The 17,785-nt window shown below is 57.8% G+C and carries 17 protein-coding genes and 2 pseudogenes; 7 read left to right on the top strand and 12 right to left on the bottom strand.

The annotated features are described in order from the left end of the window. Positions 1–147: 147 nt before the first annotated feature. The 3 genes from EDF70_RS27445 to EDF70_RS27455 form a co-directional block, all read right to left on the bottom strand. Positions 148–729, bottom strand: a complete 582-nt coding sequence (locus EDF70_RS27445) for a YceI family protein (protein WP_132280700.1) — start codon at positions 727–729, stop codon at positions 148–150. A 62-nt stretch (positions 730–791) separates the two neighbouring features. After that, positions 792–1,658: a hypothetical protein gene (locus tag EDF70_RS27450; protein WP_132280703.1), complete on the bottom strand. Its 867-nt coding sequence runs from the start codon at positions 1,656–1,658 to the stop codon at positions 792–794. 85 nt (positions 1,659–1,743) lie between these two features. Next, positions 1,744–2,709, bottom strand: coding sequence for a glutathione S-transferase family protein (locus EDF70_RS27455; RefSeq protein ID WP_132280706.1), 966 nt, complete (start codon positions 2,707–2,709; stop codon positions 1,744–1,746). A 124-nt stretch (positions 2,710–2,833) separates the two neighbouring features. Here EDF70_RS27455 and EDF70_RS27460 point away from each other — a divergent pair, with 124 nt between their 5' ends. Beyond that, positions 2,834–3,754 (top strand): LysR family transcriptional regulator, encoded by a 921-nt coding sequence (locus EDF70_RS27460; protein WP_132280709.1) that lies wholly within the window; start codon positions 2,834–2,836, stop codon positions 3,752–3,754. A 262-nt stretch (positions 3,755–4,016) separates the two neighbouring features. Here EDF70_RS27460 and EDF70_RS27465 read toward each other — a convergent pair whose 3' ends face one another. The 6 genes from EDF70_RS27465 to EDF70_RS27490 all read right to left on the bottom strand — a co-directional run bounded on the left by EDF70_RS27465 (position 4,017) and on the right by EDF70_RS27490 (position 9,813). Beyond that, on the bottom strand, positions 4,017–4,820 hold the full coding sequence (locus tag EDF70_RS27465; protein WP_132280777.1) for a DUF3313 domain-containing protein: 804 nt from the start codon (positions 4,818–4,820) through the stop codon (positions 4,017–4,019). Between the two features lie 178 nt (positions 4,821–4,998). Continuing rightward, positions 4,999–6,336, bottom strand: a complete 1,338-nt coding sequence (locus EDF70_RS27470; RefSeq protein ID WP_132280712.1) for a HAMP domain-containing sensor histidine kinase — start codon at positions 6,334–6,336, stop codon at positions 4,999–5,001. Beyond that, positions 6,336–7,007, bottom strand: a complete 672-nt coding sequence (locus EDF70_RS27475) for a response regulator transcription factor (protein WP_132280715.1) — start codon at positions 7,005–7,007, stop codon at positions 6,336–6,338. Before EDF70_RS27475 ends, EDF70_RS27470 begins: the two co-directional genes overlap by 1 nt. 331 nt (positions 7,008–7,338) lie before the next feature. Next, complete coding sequence (locus EDF70_RS27480; protein WP_207908343.1) at positions 7,339–8,037, bottom strand: hypothetical protein; 699 nt, start codon at positions 8,035–8,037, stop codon at positions 7,339–7,341. 100 nt (positions 8,038–8,137) lie between these two features. Next, positions 8,138–9,133: an alpha/beta hydrolase gene (locus tag EDF70_RS27485; protein ID WP_132280718.1), complete on the bottom strand. Its 996-nt coding sequence runs from the start codon at positions 9,131–9,133 to the stop codon at positions 8,138–8,140. A 50-nt stretch (positions 9,134–9,183) separates the two neighbouring features. Beyond that, a complete protein-coding gene (locus EDF70_RS27490; RefSeq protein WP_132280721.1) occupies positions 9,184–9,813 on the bottom strand; it encodes an NADPH-dependent F420 reductase in 630 nt (209 codons plus the stop codon). Positions 9,814–9,911: 98 nt separating this feature from the next. Between EDF70_RS27490 and EDF70_RS27495 the strand changes: the two genes are divergently transcribed. Further along, positions 9,912–10,793 (top strand): LysR family transcriptional regulator, encoded by an 882-nt coding sequence (locus EDF70_RS27495; protein ID WP_132280724.1) that lies wholly within the window; start codon positions 9,912–9,914, stop codon positions 10,791–10,793. An 89-nt stretch (positions 10,794–10,882) separates the two neighbouring features. Here EDF70_RS27495 and EDF70_RS27500 read toward each other — a convergent pair whose 3' ends face one another. Continuing rightward, positions 10,883–13,282 (bottom strand): membrane-bound PQQ-dependent dehydrogenase, glucose/quinate/shikimate family, encoded by a 2,400-nt coding sequence (locus EDF70_RS27500; RefSeq protein ID WP_245519399.1) that lies wholly within the window; start codon positions 13,280–13,282, stop codon positions 10,883–10,885. 419 nt (positions 13,283–13,701) lie between these two features. Between EDF70_RS27500 and EDF70_RS27505 the strand changes: the two genes are divergently transcribed. The 4 genes from EDF70_RS27505 (at position 13,702) to fghA (ending at position 16,682) form a co-directional block, all read left to right on the top strand. Beyond that, entirely contained in the window at positions 13,702–13,983 is a 282-nt protein-coding gene (locus tag EDF70_RS27505) for a metal/formaldehyde-sensitive transcriptional repressor (protein ID WP_132280727.1), read from the top strand. Positions 13,984–14,008: 25 nt separating this feature from the next. Continuing rightward, positions 14,009–15,121 carry an S-(hydroxymethyl)glutathione dehydrogenase/class III alcohol dehydrogenase gene (locus tag EDF70_RS27510; protein ID WP_132280730.1) on the top strand — a complete coding sequence of 371 codons (1,113 nt, stop codon included), beginning with the start codon at positions 14,009–14,011 and terminating at the stop codon, positions 15,119–15,121. Between the two features lie 92 nt (positions 15,122–15,213). Further along, on the top strand, positions 15,214–15,783 hold the full coding sequence (gene gfa, locus EDF70_RS27515; RefSeq protein ID WP_132280733.1) for an S-(hydroxymethyl)glutathione synthase: 570 nt from the start codon (positions 15,214–15,216) through the stop codon (positions 15,781–15,783). Between the two features lie 59 nt (positions 15,784–15,842). Continuing rightward, a complete protein-coding gene (fghA, locus tag EDF70_RS27520; protein ID WP_132280736.1) occupies positions 15,843–16,682 on the top strand; it encodes an S-formylglutathione hydrolase in 840 nt (279 codons plus the stop codon). A 180-nt stretch (positions 16,683–16,862) separates the two neighbouring features. On the opposite strand, the gene EDF70_RS27525 is transcribed toward fghA, so the two are convergent. Continuing rightward, entirely contained in the window at positions 16,863–17,309 is a 447-nt protein-coding gene (locus EDF70_RS27525) for a GNAT family N-acetyltransferase (protein ID WP_132280739.1), read from the bottom strand. An 84-nt stretch (positions 17,310–17,393) separates the two neighbouring features. Further along, positions 17,394–17,492 (bottom strand): annotated as a pseudogene (locus EDF70_RS30770) (hypothetical protein); the annotation flags it as partial. On the opposite strand from EDF70_RS30770, the pseudogene EDF70_RS27535 reads away from it, so the two are divergent. Continuing rightward, positions 17,492–17,641 (top strand): annotated as a pseudogene (locus tag EDF70_RS27535) (transposase); the annotation flags it as partial. The pseudogenes EDF70_RS30770 and EDF70_RS27535 overlap by 1 nt on opposite strands. Between the last annotated feature and the right edge of the window lie 144 nt (positions 17,642–17,785).

Here is a 17,785-nt window from a genome sequence, read left to right on the forward strand (position 1 = left end):
GCGTCCACCAAGCAGAACTCGCCGCGATAATACATCGATCTATCCGCCAGTAGCATTGACCACTTTGTCTCGCGACAAGGCGCAAGCTCGAGGCGTTAAGTGACTGCGAGACGAGCAGAGCTTTTGTCACGCAGTCATATTCCAAGCTTACTTCTTGACAGCTTCTACGTCGATGTCGAGTGCGATGTCGGGGCCCAATCCGAAGTCGGCCATCTTCGAAATACCGAAATCAACGCCGTTGAAGGAGCCGGTGGCGGAGAAGCCGGTCTTGATCGTGTTGGCATCCCACGGAAGCGGCGATTCGGCATTCCAGGTTACGTCGAGAACGACCGGCTTTGCGGTACCGAGAAGCGTCAAGTCGCCGGTTACCTTGGCGGTCTTGTCGCCGGTCTTTTCGATCGCGGTGCTCTTGAAGGTGATCTGTGGGAATTCCTCGGCATTGAGGAAATCCGGGCTCTTCATGTGCGTGTTGCGCTTTTCATCGTTGGTGTCGATGCTGGCCGCCTCAAGAACGATTTCTACGGAGCTCTTTGTGACATCCTGCTTGTCGAACGAAATCGTCCCGGACACAGCCTTGAACGCGCCGTGAGCCTTTGCCCAGCCGGCATGATTGGTCTTGAAGCCGACCCATGCATGCGTCGGATCTATTGCGTAGTTGTCGGCGGCGAAGGCTGCACCGTTCAGGAACAGGCTGGCGGCGGCGGCGGTAGCGAAAATCAGGCGTTTCATGATTTTTCCTTTTTTGATGCCCCATGAGGGCGAGGTTCCCCGGATGTCCGGATGATTGGGTCTCAGCCTGCGGCAGAAACGGCAACGAGTATGGCGGCGATGGCGGGAAGGGCCGTCAGCAGACCGAAGATCAGTGGCCTCAGGAAACGCGGCTGGTGCGCAAAACTGAAGTCGCATTTTGACAGGACCGCAAAAACCACGATTGGTGCAACGGCAAGCACGAGGGCGACAGGCGCTGCGCTCGGCGAAAACAGCGTCGTCATGGTCACACCCATGGCCGCGGTCCAGATGAACGAAATAGCAGCAAGACCATCAAGCATAAAAGCATCCTCGTTGCCGCGCAGATAGCTGATATAGCGGACCAACATCCATCCACCGAACAGGGCTGCAAGCGCGCCGTTCAACTGCGCCATACCGATATAGCCGCCAAGGATAGCAGTTAGGGCCGTGGCGATAGCTGTCGCGAGAGGCGCCGCTGGAAGTGCTGCCGAGGATGCCTTTCTGCTGCGTCCATCGGAAATGAAGAACAGCTGTATGCCAACGATTAACAAGACAATAGCCAGGGTCGTGGCCTTCATGGAATTGGCGGCAAGCACGTTGCGTCCCAGCCACCAGGCCGGCAGAGCAAGAGAAATGACCCCAATCAGCCCGGCAATCCAGCGCTGGTGAAGCGACCGCTTTAGGACCAGTGACACGCCTCCAAAGGTGATACCGCCAATGACGAGAAGCACCGGCAGCTTATGTTTTGCGGCAATAGGCGGCAGTGCCGGCATGCCCTCTATCGACACACTTGCAATTGCAGCGGCGACTGGAACCAAAAGAGCGGCCAAAGCGATGTTCCCGGCTTTGTTGCCCCTGCCAATCAGCGCAATCGCGGCCCCGATCAACAAGGGCACGATGACGGTCGTGAGCAGTATTTGGGTCAGCATGGTCTTTCGATCCTCATGAGGCCGTCACGCAGCCCAAATTGACTCAAGAATGTTTGCCGGCAGCATGATCCGCCGGCTTCAGGCGTTACCGAGCAAGAAGGCTGTCGAATTCGAGTGCCGGCCCAACCGGTACGATCCGTGTCGGGTTCAGACTTTCGATGGAGTAGTAGCCGCGCTTGATGTGATCGATGCTGACGGTCTCGGCAACGCCGGGAACGGACAGCATGGTGCGCAGGTGACGTGTGAGGTTCTGATAATCGGCGATCCGGCGCAGGTTGCACTTGAACAGGCCGTGATAGGCTGCATCGAACCTGACAAGCGTGACGAACAGGCGCACATCGGCTTCTGTCAACTGCTCACCGACAAGGAACGTCTTGCCCGCCAATAGAACCTCCAGTTCGTCCAGCATGCCGAACACATCAGCAAACGCTTCCTCGTAGGCTTCTTGGGTCGTCGCGAAACCGGTGCGGTAAACACCGTTATTGAGGCGCGGATAAATCTGCTCGTTGAGCGCATCGATCTCGGTGCAAAGAGCTTCCGGATAGAGGTCTACACTTTCGTCGGCCAAGGAGCCGAAGCCGTCGTTGAGCATCCGCAGAATGTCGGCGGACTCGTTGTTGACGATCGTTCCCGTCTTCTTGTCCCAGAGGACCGGCACTGTCGCACGGCCGGTAATCTGCGGATCGACCTTGGTGTAGATCTCGTGCAGATGACGGGCGCCGTTGACGGAATCCTCGTTTGCGCCGGGATAGGTACCAAACCGCCAACCTTCCGTGGTCAGTGCCGGCTCGACAACCGAAACCGAGATCACATCCTCGAGTTTCTTCAATTTCCGGCCGATCAGCGTACGGGATGCCCACGGGCAGATTAACGCGACATAGAGATGGTAGCGGCCGACTTCGGCCTTGAAGCCGACGTCTCCAGTTGGGCCTGGAGTACCATCTGGAGTGATCCAGTTGCGGAAGCTTGACGTTTGCCGGACAAAGCCGCCTTTGACGTCCTTCGCCTGTACGGGCTGCCAGTCAGCGGTCCACTTTCCATTTACGAGCATGGTGCTCTCCAGATTTCTTATTGGCTCGGCCTATGCCGGTTCTGGAAACACTGTATGTTCAGTCGCCGAGTATGATAATAGGCCCAATGGAAGTTACAGATCACACTACCGGAGTGAAATAACCATGCTGGACCGCATTTCGGGGATGGAGGTGTTTGCGAAGGTGGCCGCGTTGGGAAGTCTTTCCGCTGCAGGTCGCGCACTGGGAATGTCTCAGACCATGGCGACGAAACATATCGCTTCCATCGAAGATCGGCTCGGCGTGAAGCTGCTTCACCGCACAACACGAAAAGTGACGTTGAGTGATGCAGGAAGGCGTTATCTGGAAAGCGTCGAGCGTATCCTTTCGGAATTGTCCGAAGCAGATGCCATCGCAACTGCGGAACGGATCGAAGTCAGCGGCACATTGCGTGTGAATGCGCCGGTATCTTTCGGTGTGCGTGAAATTGTGCCGCGGCTGGTGGAGCTTTCACAGCATCATCCCGGCTTGATGTTCGACCTTGGCCTCAGCGACCGTGTCGTTGATCTTGTGGAAGAAGGCTGGGACGTTGCGATCCGCATCGGAGAGATCAAGGATGAAAGTCTTATCGCCCGAAAGCTCGCGCGCTGCCGCCTCATACTCGCGGCTTCGCCAATCTACCTGAAGGCGCGCGGAGCACCGGCGACGACTGCGGACCTTTCGCGCCATAATTGCCTTGGTTACACCCTGTCGGCGGCGGTCGGTCCCAGCCGCTGGCAATTCGCTTCAGATGGTTCAATCAGCATTGGGATAGAGGGCGATCTTCATGCCAATAACGGCGACGCGCTGGTTGCGGCAGCACTTGCAGGTCAGGGCATTATTTACCAGCCAACCTTCCTGATTGGGGACGATATTCGCTCCGGGCGACTAGTGTCGCTTTGGCTCGATCATCCACCCATGGAACTGCCCGGCGTATTTGCAATCTACGCAAGGAACCGCCGCCCGCCCGCTAAAGTGCGAGCCTTCATCGACTTCATGGTCAGCAAGCTAGGACCAGATCCTCACTGGGACCGTGAGCTGTTTTGAACCACCATTTGTTCGGCTGACAGTGTTCACTGCTTCCAAAAGGCCCGGTCATTGAACGAAACCGCAAAGGACATTTCCGATGGAGGCGCGAGCCGGGCCGGCTTCATCACTGTTTCGAATGGGAAGGTTAGGTGTCTAGGCGGACGGAGGCACCTGGGGTCTGGTGTCACTCCGCCCGCCGTATCGACCGGCAAGAACCGGGCGATGACGTTAACTCGAGCCCCCTTAAGTTGCCGCGACACCTCTAAAAGTTGACAAGCCTTTATTGCACCGCGGGCTTTGACGCTCTGTCCGTCCATTGCGGCGGCGCGCCAATCTTGTCCGCAACCATCCCTGCAAGTCCAGGCGCGCGCCCGAACGCGTCGCAGGCCGCGTATTTCGGCCTGCCTCCCAGTGCGGAGTTCATGCGTTGGGCCGATGGCAGAGATGTATCAAGACCCTTCGGCTCCTTGCCCGTAACCAGTATTCGAGCGAAATATTTACCAAAGTTGGAAGCGAGACTGTAGGCGTCGCCCACCTCGGAGACGCGCGCGTTGTTGGTAATGGAATTGGCGCCTTTCGACCACACGACCGCGGCTCTTTGAGCACCAGTTCCATCAATAGCCTCTGCTTCGACAGCCAGCCCGCCTAAACCGGCGGGAAGTCGTGGGATCCCGACCGGCAGCGCAAGGCTGCTGCCCAGAGACACGGCGGTCGAAACGCCAGCCATCGTCTTGTTGGTCGGAACTATATCCGTAACGACGGTTCTGACAGTCAGATCGGCAGACTGCCCCACCGGAACCATTTGATATTTGTCGCTCAGCGACACGCAGATGGCACGGTCGAGCGCGTTCACCACAAGAGCACGGTCCTGAGGCGCCTTGATGCGCGAAGCTGCACTGAACGAGAACGTCGACGGCAGGACCGCCACCGTACGCACGCTAGAGAGTGCGTGTGCATCGATAAAGGTGCGCGATTTGGTGAACTTTCCCTTGACAGCACCGAGCTGGCTGTACGTGGTCAATGTCCCACCCTCTTTCAGTCCAACCGATGTGCATCCAGAAACCATGATCAATACTAGCGGCATTGTTATTGCTGCCAGCGGCGGGATATGCGCGCGACGAAGTCTGAAACCACACTCAGTTCGTTTCGGATTTTGGTCTTTGGTCACTTAACCTGTCCTCGGAGGATCGTTCCTATATTCACTGGGGGCAAAATATTGCCGCAACATTACAGGATAAGGCTCAATCGAAAATGTCTCACGGTCAGAGCCGAATTTTGAATAACGTGCCGGAGGTCGCACTTTCGATGCTCACCTTGCCGTGGTGGTCGGCAACAATCTGTTTCACAAGGCTTAATCCGAGACCGGCGCCAGTGCTGCGTGGCGCCAGACGATAGAACGGTTCAAAAACCAAGTCGCGATGATCCAAAGGGATACCCGGCCCATCGTCGCAGACGGCAATCTCACCATGTCGCGAAACCGTAACCAAGATTGTCCCGGCGTTTCCTCCATGATCGATGGCGTTACGGACGAGATTGCTAATGGCACGCTCCAAGGCGGCGTGGCTTCCGTCTCGCAACACCTGCAAGGTGTCGCTATCGAAAGAGATTTCGTAACCTGCAGCAATGGCCAGCGGCGCAAGGTCTGCCACAACAGACCGCGCAATATCGACCAGATTGACTGGTCGATGCACATCCGTCGACTGCTCATTGCGTTCGAAATCGAGAAGCTGCTCTGCCGTCTCGGCCAGCCGAGCAACATCGGCCATGAGGCGACGCCGCTCGCTATCCTCGGACAAGCCTTCTATTCTCGTCTGCATGATGGCAATCGGCGTCCTGAGTTCGTGCGCCGCGTCGATCAGGAAACGCTGCTTTGTCTGGAATTGCAGTTCGAGCCTCTCGAGGATGCTGTTAAACGCCATGATGAGTGGCGCGACCTCTTTTGGGACGTTATTTACCGGAAGCCTTGACCCGCCACGCCGGGCGTCGATTTCTGGCGCCATCCTTACCGCCTCGTTGAGCCCCGCCAGGCTGCGCCCGACGATCCGAGGAATGGTCAAGAACAATGCCGGCACTGCAATGCCCAACAGCGGAACGTAGATGGGCGCCAGATTGGTCATCATCGTCAGGATATTGTTTGTGGTGCTGGTATTGCCACCATACATCACTCTTATCTCGCCGAGCCGAGTTTCAATGGCGTCGATCGAGGCCTCATCTTCGGTGCCGCTGGCTCCACGAATGTCTGCGTCCCTTATCAAACGGACAAAGGGCCCCATGCCGGCGTAGTATACGGGGATATCACCATAGACCACTACCTGTCCGTCCTGTGCTGCGGCGATGAACCAGAGCCCACCGTTTTCGGCCTGGAACTGCCTCAGATTTGGGCCTTCCACGACGACAAGCCGCCCGTGCTGGTCACGCATGAGTGAATCGTCGAGGGCATGTGCAACCCGATCCTTCAGCCCTACATTTGGAGAAAGAATAAAGGCACCATAAATGCATAGTCCCAGGGTTACCGTCGCCACGGCGGCGAGAAGAACGAGGCTCAGCTGCCAGGTTAACTTCCACCACAGGGATGGGGCAGCATGGTTTCGAGCACTCATTATTCTTCCCTCAGGAGATAGCCGACACCTCGGATGTTGTGAACCGCCACGCCGGCCGACGCATCAGCCAGTCGCTTGCGCAGCCGGGAAATATGCGCGTCAAGGGCGTTCGACTGGATCTCTTCCTCGTAATTGTAGACTGCGGCTTCAAGGGTTGAACGTAGAATGGTCTTATCCTTGCGCTTGGCAAGCGCCACCAGGACCAGGAGCTCGCGTCGGGGAAGATCGAATGGCGTGGCGCCGATCGTCACGCTCAGGTGGAGCGGATCGATGACGATACGCCCGACCGCGATGCAAGGTTGGACAATATTGGCCGGCCGCCGAAGCACGGCACGCAGCCGCGCCAAAAGCTCTGCAATCAGGAACGGCTTTCCAAGATAGTCATCGGCTCCGCCGTCAAGTCCCTCGATACGCTCCATCGGCTCGTTGAGCGCTGTCAGCACGATGATCGGGGTGGCGACCCCTGCGCGCCGGAGCTTGGGGATGAAGGTCAATCCTTCTCCATCCGGCAGCCGCCGGTCGAGGAGAATGACGTCATAGATATTCTGGCGTGTCAGCTCATGGGCGTCTGCGAGCCGCATCGTGTGGTCGATAACAATGCCCTGCTTGCTCAGCGCCGCCGTCAAGGCATCCGCCAGCTCCTTTTCATCCTCGATCAGCAGAAGTCTCATGAATCGCGCCCCTTTTCGCTCTCCTTCTCTACTCCCAAGGTTGCGGCAGCATTGCGATCTACAAGACCGCAGCAGTATCAACGCAGCAGTAAGATAAAGAGCGGCCCAGCGAGCAGAAAAGCGAGAACAAGTACGGGGTGAAGGCAAGAGAGCAGGAGGCGGAGAATTTCATGACGACGGCGCATTGGAATGTCACCCAATATAGGAACTGGATAACAATGAGCGTCCAGAATTGCGGTAGCATTACCGCGCTCGACCACGGTTGATGGTGCCCGTCCAAACAGCGATGCTGCTGACGGAAACGGTCGGGCCGTGCCCCAGGAGAGCTCGCTCATCGCGCCGGTATGACAACAAGGTTCCTGAAATAGGCGATTGTGCCGGATTCCAGCCAGATGCCCACGCCACCGCGTTGGCTTGCACCGAGTTTGAGGTCGTTGACGATGAGGGCGGGTTGCGGCTTGCCGTCAAGATAAAGTCTTGCCTTGTTACCGGCGACCACGATCTTCATGTGCGTCCAGCGTGCGAGGTCGAGATCTGCGTACGTTTCATAGGCTTCGGGATATTCTCGGCGGAGCCTGTCGAACTTGAAGTCCGGGTAGGCAACGTACTGGACGCTGTGATTGCGCCTGACCTGATCATCCGCGGTGCTGTTGGTCGGCCGCAGATAGATGCTTTCGAACCTGCCTTTATCGTCGATCCTGAACGTTAGGCCAATGAAGCCTCGGGCATAGGCCGGAGCGCCGGCAACGAGTTCGCTTGCGACGTCCACTTCGATCGTACCGTCCGTGAAATCCACTGGCAGCCAAGCCATGAAATCACGGTCGGCAAGCGCCTCTTTGACGGGGTCCTGTATCTTGTCGGAAGGCATCGTCATCTTTAATGCCGCTTGCCCCTGATAACGGGTCTCTTCCAGCGAGACACCCGAGAGGCGGAAGTCGGTGGTTGCGGTACCTTGAGACGCACCGAATGAATGGCCTTCAGCTGCCAGCAATATCCCCAGCGTCAGGGGAAACGCCTTGATCACGCTCATTATTCTGTCTCCTTTGGCTTGAGGAATAAGCCGGCACCGAGATCGCCTGTGTGGTGATGTCTGTATGGTGCCGGCCGGATCGTTTGCATTGCGCCGCGAACTATCGCTCTAGGAAGGAGCTGAGGTCCGTCGTGAACTTGACCGGATTCTTGAAGGCGAGAAAATGATCGCCATTTTCCTCTGCCGAATAGACGAATAGTTTCGATCCCTTGATCTGCGACTGCATCCACCTTTGGCTCGGCACGTTGTTGCTGTGATCGCCGGTGAAAATGGCGGTTGGAACGTCGATCTTGTGGCTGATGACGTCGCGCCAGTCATTGGTTGCATGATCGAACAGAACAAGGCTCGTGAACTTGGGATCATTCTTGACGAATTCGCGCGCGAACGCTTCCGAGTTCTGGAAATGCGCTGTTCCCTCTTCCATGGCCCGGCGCATGACGTTCATGTCGACGACCTGCTCGTTGGTCGGGGCGCCACCGAAGGCGGCGATCATCCGCTCGGCCGACGTGGTCATGCCGCCGGCGTTCAGCCGTTCTTCTTCCGTCCAGTCCGCATGCGTGTAGATCGAGATCGGCTCGTCGATGAATGCCGCCTTGCGGATCGACTTGGTGCCGAACAGGTCGATGTAGCTCCAGATGACCGAGGCCCCCATGGACCAGCCGCAAAAGTCCGCCTGTTCCACGCCCAGATGATCGACGAACTCCTTGAGGTCCATGCCATAGCGCGCAAGACGCGTGCCGTACGGAACGTTCTGCGATAGGCCCTGATTGCGCGGATCGAGAACGAGGACCCGGTATTTCTTGGCAAGCAGGAACATCACATTGACATATTCAGCGCCGTTTGCGCCCCATCCGGGAACGAAGATGATCGGCTTGCCTTCGCCCGCCTCCCAATAGGTCAGCTTTACGCCGTCATTGGTCTTGAAGCTGTTAATCTGTAGCCCCTTGAAATCGGAAAGCTTTGCCGGAAGCCCTTCGACCGTGTTCGGAAACGTGAAATCGCGACCGAGAACATCGATTGCCGGTGCGGCAAACGCCTGGCTGGTCATCGACATCATCACACCCACGAGAGTTGTGAGGACGATATTCTTTCTCATGCATCTTTCTCCGTCGTAAGGGGCGGCACCAGGCCACCCCCTTTTCTGGCTTATACGCGGACCCAGGACGGGGCGACCGTCGGACCCATTCCGAGGAAGAAGCCGAAATGAATGTTCATCTCCCCGATCGGCTCGAGGAAACGGCTGTTGCTGAGCGGGCCGGCATTGACGGCCTCGAAGGACAGCTTTTCAGCCAGCGCCCGCACCTTGGCGGTTGCGGTCTCATCATCACCGGCGACAAAGACCTGCAGGGTCGTGTCGGCACGCGCTTCTGGACCGATCAGGCCCGCAAAAATCGTGTTGAAAGCCTTGACCACGGTTGCGGCGGGAAACGCCTTCTGGATTTCCTCGGCGGCCGAGGTCGTGTGGCCCAGAAGCAGTTCCTTGAAGTCGGCGGTGATCGGGTTGCTGATGTCGATCAGGATCTTGCCGGAAAGATCTCCGGCTGAATCCAGAGCCGCGGCGATGGCTTCATAAGGAAGGGCAAGCAATGCGACATCGGCATGCTTTACCGCGGCAGCGATCCCCCCACCTTCGATGCCATTTCCGATCTCGGCGGCAAGCGCTGCTGCTTTGGCCGGATCGCGATGACCGACGACAACCTCGGTACCTTCGCAAGCAGCAAATGCGCGTGCGAATCCAGAGCCCATATTGCCTGTTCCGATAACGGCGATTTTCATTGTCTTGTCCTTTTTTGTTCAGGTGAGGTGATATTGACGTTGAAATGAAACAAGATAAATCGCGATAATATCGCATCACCTGAAACGGAGAGTTTCAAATGGATCGTCTGACAGCTATGGAGGTCTTTGTACGCGCTGTTGAAAGCGGCTCGTTCAGTGCTGCCGGTGAGACCCTTCAGATGTCGTCGCAATTGGTGGGAAAGCATGTCCAGAAACTCGAGCATCATCTCGGCGTTCAATTGCTTCACCGCTCGACCCGTCGCCAGAGCCTGACAGATTTCGGCCGCAGCTTTTACGAGAGAGCGAAGATCATTCTGTCGGAAGTGGAAACCGCTGAAAGCATGGCGGCGGAGACACGCGCCGTGCCGAGCGGTCGCCTGCGCATCAATGCCCCTGTCAGCTTCGGGATGCGGAGCTTGTCTCCCTGCCTCCCGGATTATATGAAAATCTACACGGACGTATCGGTCGAGTTAACACTCGGCAACCGAGCCGTGGATCTGATCGATGAAGGATATGACGCCGTATTCCGGGTCGGTGAGCTGTCCGATACCGGCTTGATTGCACGCCGGCTTGCGCCCTACCGGCTGATCCTGTGCGCATCGCCGGCTTATCTTGAAGCCCATGATAAACTTGCCAATCCGTGGGACCTGCAAAAACACGAGTGCCTTGGATTTTCCCACACGGCACTGCGAACCCACTGGACCTTCGACGGCCCCGACGGACGGGTCGTTGTCCCAGTTTCAGGCCGGTTGATGGTCGATCACGGCGAACCACTGCTTCATGCGGCACTGCAGGGCCTGGGCATCATGCTGCAGCCGATGGAATTGGTTCGTGATCACATAGACGATGGGCGCCTTCTGGCGCTGCTGCCAGATTACCCCGCTCCGACGCGCCCGCTCCATATCCTATACGCACCTGATCGCCGCCTGACCCCGAAGCTTCGCAGTTTCCTGGACTTCGCCGTTGCACGCTTTGCATAATGGCACTCAGCCGCGTCACGCAAACGGCCGGCAGCTTAGAGCTGCCGGCCGTCTTGATTGCGTCCTTCAGTCGTTACGTGAAGGTCGTTTCATCTGCCTGTCTTGGGGAGGGCGAAGGCGATGATGTAATCGCCAAAGTCTGGTGCTGCACGCGCACCGTTGGCGGTAACAACAATGTACTGCCGGCCGTCTTCAGGTGACATGAAGACAAGGGGAGTCGATCCGGCGCCAACGGGGAGCGGGCTTTTCCAGACGACCTCGCCGGTCGCAACATCGACAGCACGCAGGTAATAATCCGAGGTCGCGGAAAAGAATACAAGACCTGACGCTGTAGGCGTTGCCCCGCCCAGGGTCGGCATGCCTAGCTCAATCGGCAGATGTGTCTTCATTCCGAGCGGGCCGAACTGTTCAGGCGTACCCATCGAGCGATGCCACAGGACCTTTTGGGTCTTCATGTCGACCGCCGCCATAGTGCCGAACGGCGGCGTAGTGCAGGGAACGCCGAGGAATGATTGGACCATTCCGCGCTCGGCACCGTAGGGGGTTTCTTTCATCGGAACCACACCGCCTGTGCTGTGAGACGCTTTGCCAGAGGCCTTTGTGCGAGCGATTTCCTCTTCGCGGCTAAGGAGACGACCCTTCATCGCGACGCGCATGTCATTGACGATCATGATGTCGCGGCTCTTGTCGATCGCCTGGCCACCCCAGTTGGTCGTGCCGTACCAAGATGGGTTCTGAAGATACCACTGCATCTGTGGCGGCGTATAGTCGCCAACATAGTATAGCCCCTTGAACTGGATACGGCAGTTCAACTGGTCGATCGGCGTGATGCCCCACATCGTCTGTTCGGTTAGGACGTCGTCGCGGAAGGAGGGCATACCGACCGAATAGGGTTGCGTAGGAGACAATCGCTCGCCAGGTACACCGTTTGTCGGAACTGGGCGTTCCTCGACTGCCGTAAGCGGCTTTCCGTTGCGACGATCGAGTACGTAGATCTCGCCGTTCTTGCCTGCCTGAATAAGCGCCGGGGTCCGTCCGCCCTTCCCATCGGGCATTTCGTAAAGCACCGGTTTGGATGGGAGGTCGAGGTCCCAGACGTCGTGGTGAACAAGCTGGAATGTCCAGCGTTCTTCGCCCGTCGTCGCATCGACGGCGACGACGGAAGAGCCGACACGATCGGTCTCCGGCGAGCGCTGCCCGCCGAACAGGTCTGGAGTACCATTCCCGGTTGGAAGATACACCATGTTCAGCTTCGGATCATAGCTCGGCGTGGCCCACATGTTCGGGGTGCTGCGCGTATAGCTCTGGCCCTCAGGTGGGGGATTGGGCTGGCCAGGACGGCCGACATCCCACGCCCAGACGAACGCTCCAGTCGTTGCATTGAAGGCGCGCACCACGCCGGAGGGCTCATCGGCAGACTGGTTGTCCATCACCCAGCCGCCGATTATCAGGTTTTCGCCAGCGAGAAGCGGACCGGATGTTGGATTATAGAAGCCCGGGATGACGGCGCCCATGCCGGTGGCGAGGAATACGGTGCCCTTGTCCCCGAAGGATTCGACCGGCTTGCCGGTGGCAGCATCAAGGGCGATCAGGCGCATGTCACCCGTCGTTACATAAAGACGCTTCTTGCCCGGAGCATCCTCGGCAAGGCCTGGAACGTCGTAATAGGCGAGAGAACGGCAGCGCATCCAGTGTGCGGTAGCATCCGGCTTCACACCCGGATCGAAATGCCAGAGCTGTTCACCGGTATCGCCGCGCACGGCGAACACCTGGTTGGTCGGTGTGCACGGGTAGAGAATATTGCCGATCTGCAGTGGCGTGTTCTGGTTCTCGCTTCCGTTTCCTGTGATGTCACCGGTATGAAACGTCCAGGCGACTTCAAGGTCCTTCACGTTGTTCCGATTGATCTGGCTGTAAGGCGCAAACTGCTCGCCGGACGGCGTGCGACCGAAACCCACCCACTGATCGGGTTCGCTTTCAGGCTTGTAGTCCGCTGCAAGAGCAGGCGTCGACGATGGCTTGACCAGCCAGATCGGGCTGAAAGCACTGATGAAGGCAGCAATGACGCCGACAGCCAGCACAGCCGAAATTCCATAAGATATCGGCCGGATGCGATTGATCCCAGAAGCACCGCGCAGACTGGGGAGGCAAAGACCGATCAGGAGTCCAATGACCGCAAACATGCCGAGCCGTGCCGCAAGTGGCCAGAATTGCAGGCCGCTTTCCCAAAGCGCCCAGACCAATGTCGCGACGAAGAAAGCTGCGTATAGGTAGCCCGCGCGGACATCCGCACGCGCCAGGAGATATGCGGTCGCGATCAGCACAATGCCGGCCACGAGATAATATAACGACCCACCCAAAACCATGAGTTGATAGCCGCCGTAAAGGAAATACGCTCCTAGCGCGAGCAGGACGAGACCGATGAGAAGAGCGAATAACCTCGCCCCTAGAGACACTTGCGTGCTGGTGATGCTTGATGCGGGCGACAAGTTACCCTCCTTTGAGCAGCTACGAAAAACAAGCACGAGGGAGCATCCGATCAAGCGGGGGGCGCCAGTCGATGCTTTCGTGCATTGCCATAGGTGTGGGCGTGAAAGGTTAGGCAGGCTGCCCATTCGCGCAGACGCGTGCCGTGCACGTACGTGCACAGTGCCCGCGGCCGAGGTTGAGCTAAAGCCAAAATGTCGCAGGATAAATCGGCCCTGTGGCTACGCAGTGTTTCCTATAAATCTACAATTGACGTAGTTTTGTTAAAATTACCAAGCTTAGGTGCCTGTTCTTTCGATGTTTTTTCCTATTATTGCCTGCATTCATGAATGACCCGATGTAAGGTCACCACCAAAGGCATACTGCCGGCAGTATGTTGACATACTCACCCCAGTATGTGATTTTTGTTTAAGGAGAGCGCATGCCGTACTCATTGGAAGACAAAAAGAAGGCGACGATGCGCCTTCGGCGGATCAAAGGCCAAGTCGAAGCACTGGAACGCGCCGTCGATGCAGGGACGGAGTGCCGGCTTCTCCTCCAGCAGATCGCCGCGATGCGGGGTGCTGCCGGCGGACTGATGGCTGAGGTCCTGGAGATCCACCTGCGCGAGACGATGGGCTCTCCCGAACAAGCGCACCGAACATCGGTCTCCGACGACCAGATGGACGACATAGTGAAAATCCTGCGAGCCTACCTCAAATAGGCAGCAGCCAACGAGGATATGCGAAATGAAGAGCAGAGCCGCAGTCGCCTGGGAGGCCAACAAGCCCCTTACGATCGAGACCATCGAGATCGGCGGTCCAAGGGCCGGAGAAGTGCTGGTCGAGGTGATGGCCACGGGTGTCTGCCACACCGACGCCTATACGCTTTCCGGTCTCGATTCCGAAGGCAAGTTCCCGGCTATCCTTGGCCATGAGGGTGCCGGCATCGTGCGGGAAGTCGGCGCGGGTGTCACCTCGCTGAAGGTTGGGGATCACGTCATCCCTCTTTACACGCCGGAATGCCGCCAGTGCAAAACCTGCCTGTCGCAGCGATCCAACCTCTGCACATCGATCCGCTCGACCCAGGGCCAGGGCCTGATGCCGGATAATACCTCGCGCTTTTCCTGCGATGCCGGCGAAATCTTCCACTATATGGGCTGCTCGACCTTTTCGAACTTCACCGTCCTGCCAGAAATCGCGCTTGCGAAAATTCGTAAAGATGCGCCATTCGACAAGATCTGCTATATCGGTTGCGGTGTCACCACCGGCATCGGCGCGGTGATCTACACCGCCAAGGTTCGCCCCGGCTCGACGGTCGTTGTCTTTGGTCTCGGCGGCATTGGGCTTAACGTCATCCAGGGTGCCCGCATGGTCGGCGCCGACAAGATCATCGGTGTCGACCTCAATTCGGCCAAGGTTCCGATGGCCAAGAAGTTCGGCATGACCGACTTCATCAACCCGACCGAAGTTGGCAACGACAAGGTCGTGCAGGCGATCCAGGACCTCACTGACGGCGGTGCAGACTACACATTCGATGCCACCGGCAACGTCAACGTCATGCGCCAAGCGCTGGAAGCCGCCCATCGCGGTTGGGGTGAATCGATCATCATCGGTGTCGCCGAAGCCGGCAAGGAAATCTCCACGCGTCCGTTTCAGCTGGTCACCGGCCGCGTCTGGAAGGGTTCGGCATTCGGTGGCGCACGCGGCCGTACCGACGTGCCGAAGATCGTCGACTGGTACATGGACGGCAAGATCAACATCGACGACCTGATCACGCACAAGATGCCGCTTGAAGAAATCAACACGGCTTTCGACCTGATGCACGAAGGCAAATCGATCCGCTCCGTCATCGAGTTCTGATCTCCCGGACAGAGCGCAAAACAAGGACGCCCGCAGCTGTAGTTGCGAAAGCGGCTGCGGGCGCCTGAACTCGTCTCAAGAAAGGAAGATCCATGACAAGACTTCTTCATCCATCCATACAGAGCGGCCTGCCGCAGGGCAGCGATGCCTTTGCCGGCGGCGTTCTGACCTGCAAATGCCGTGATCGTCCAGTCAAGGTGCAGGTTTCCGGTGGTATCGCCCACAACCACGCCTGCGGCTGCACAAAGTGCTGGAAGCCGGAAGACGCGGCCTTCTCGGTCGTGGCCGTTGCTCCGAGCGAAAACGTGACAGTCCTCGAAAACGGCGACAAGCTGGCCGTGGTCGACGCCTCGGCACTGATCCAGCGACATGCCTGCACCGAATGCGGCACCCACATGCATGGTCCGGTAGAACGCGATCACGCCTTCAAGGGCCTGTCCTTCATCCATCCGGAACTGTTCGAGACCAATGGCTGGCCGGCTCCCGGCTTTGCCGCTTTCGTCTCGTCGGTCATCGAAGGCGGCGTCGATCCTTCCGAAATGCATGGCATCCGCGCCAAGCTTAAGGACGTCGGACTTGAGCCCTACGATTGCCTGTCGCCAGCGCTAATGGACTTCCTGGCCACCTGGACCGCAAAGAAGGCCGGCGTTCTCGCCGCCTGATCGATAGGGCGGGCCGCCTCTGTGGCCCGCCCCCACTCATGCCAATCCCGAGGCCCGTGATGAAACAAATCTCTGCCAGCAAATCGTTCGGCGGCACGCAATACGTTTTCTCGCATGTGTCTGAAGCATGTCGAGGCGACATGACCTTTGCCGTCTTCATGCCGCCCCAGGCCAAAACCGCCAAGGTGCCGGTGCTGTGGTATCTCTCGGGCCTCACGTGTACGCATCAGAACGTGATGGACAAGGGGGAATACCGCCAGATCGCCTCAGAACTGGGCATCGCATTCATCTGCCCGGACACCAGCCCGCGCGGAGAAGACGTTCCAGACGAGCCAGACAACTGGCAGTTCGGCAAGGGCGCGGGCTTCTATCTCGATGCCACGCAGGATCCCTTCTCGGCGCACTACAACATGCAGACCTATCTGCTAGAGGAACTTCCGCGACTTCTCGACGATAGCGACCTCGCACTCGATTTCGGCCGGCAGAGCATTTTCGGCCATTCGATGGGCGGCCATGGCGCAATCACTTTGGCACTGAAAAACCCGGAGGGTTTTGCCTCGGTGTCGGCCTTTGCCCCGATCGCCCAGCCGTCAACAGCCGACTGGTCTCGCCCGGCGCTGGAAAAATATCTCGGAACGGATCAGGCCGCGTGGCGCGCTTATGATAGCACGCTGCTGATCGAGGACGGCTTTCGCGTGAGGGAAATTCTTGTCGACCAAGGAACCGCTGATCCGTTTCTTCAAACGGGTCTCCGGCCGCACCTTCTGCAGGCGGCCTGCCAAAAGGCGAGCATCCCACTCACCCTCAATATGCGGGAGGGCTACGATCATTCGTATCTCTTCATTTCCACCTTTATGGCCGATCATATTCGATGGCATGCCGATCGCTTGCATGACTAGATTCGTATATTGAACCAGTGCACGTTGTCACCGCACAGTAAGCGGTTTTCCACTCGCACATTGACCAGGCGCGGTGGCCGCTCCGAACGACCGCTGCCGAATTGACGGCAACAAAGCGCCAAAAGCGGTCATGAGAAAATGCCGCGACCTCAATGGTCAGCTGGGACTCTGCAGCCGTTGCTAGTTCAGCGCCTTCTCGAAGTAGACACGGTTGAAGCCATCTTCTGAACGCCGATCCAGCTCTGTGTAACCCAGCTTCGCGTAGATCGACAGGTTCTCGATCATCTTCTCGTTCGTGTAGAGTTGGACCGACCCAAGGTTTTTCGTCCGAGCGAAAGCCTCGCAGAAACTGATGAGTGCCTTCCCTATACCTTGCCCTGCTGCGCTAGGGACGACTGCTACGTTTTCAAGAAGAACATGTTCTTCTTCAACGATGAAGACGATGAACCCCTGAAGCTGATCCTGATCGTCCGTGGCTACGAAGACCTCCCCTGCATCGATCTGAGCCGCAAAATCGGCCACCATCGGGGTAGGCTTTCGCCCGATTAGCGGGACGTATCGAGCATAAGCCTGTTCCGCGCATTCTTTGATAGAAGGTTCGTCGGTTTTGGTGGCTAGCCGGATCATGCTGTGCTCCTAAAATCAATGCGGGAAAAGCTTGCTATTCCTAACCCTGATTCGCAACGTCCGGTTTGGGCCCGATAGCAGACTTTAGCCGTTTGGCCGCCGCGAATAATTCCACGGCATCAGTTCCTCGATACGGTTCTGCCTATGGCCATTGACGATGGCGGTGAGCGTTGCGGACAGGTACGGCAACGGCCTTGGTGTCATCCATGAGAGAGCCGTCCGACTTCAAATGGGGTCGGCATTTTGCGGCTTGGCTTGGGCTGGTCCCGAGGCAGCATTCCACGGGAGATAAAGAGAACCTTGGCGGAATTAGCAAGCGCGGAGACGGCTACCCCTGAAGCCACCAACGCGATTGGCTAGCTCCCCCGTAGGACCAAGTGTTGCGTATTCCAATGAAGCCGGCCACTGATTCCGAAATCAAGCCGGCCAGTCATTCCGATCTCATTCCGGCCGCCGTTCCGATTTGAAGGCGGCCA

It is taken from the genome of Neorhizobium sp. JUb45 (assembly GCF_004343585.1).
Lineage (GTDB): Bacteria > Pseudomonadota > Alphaproteobacteria > Rhizobiales > Rhizobiaceae > Neorhizobium.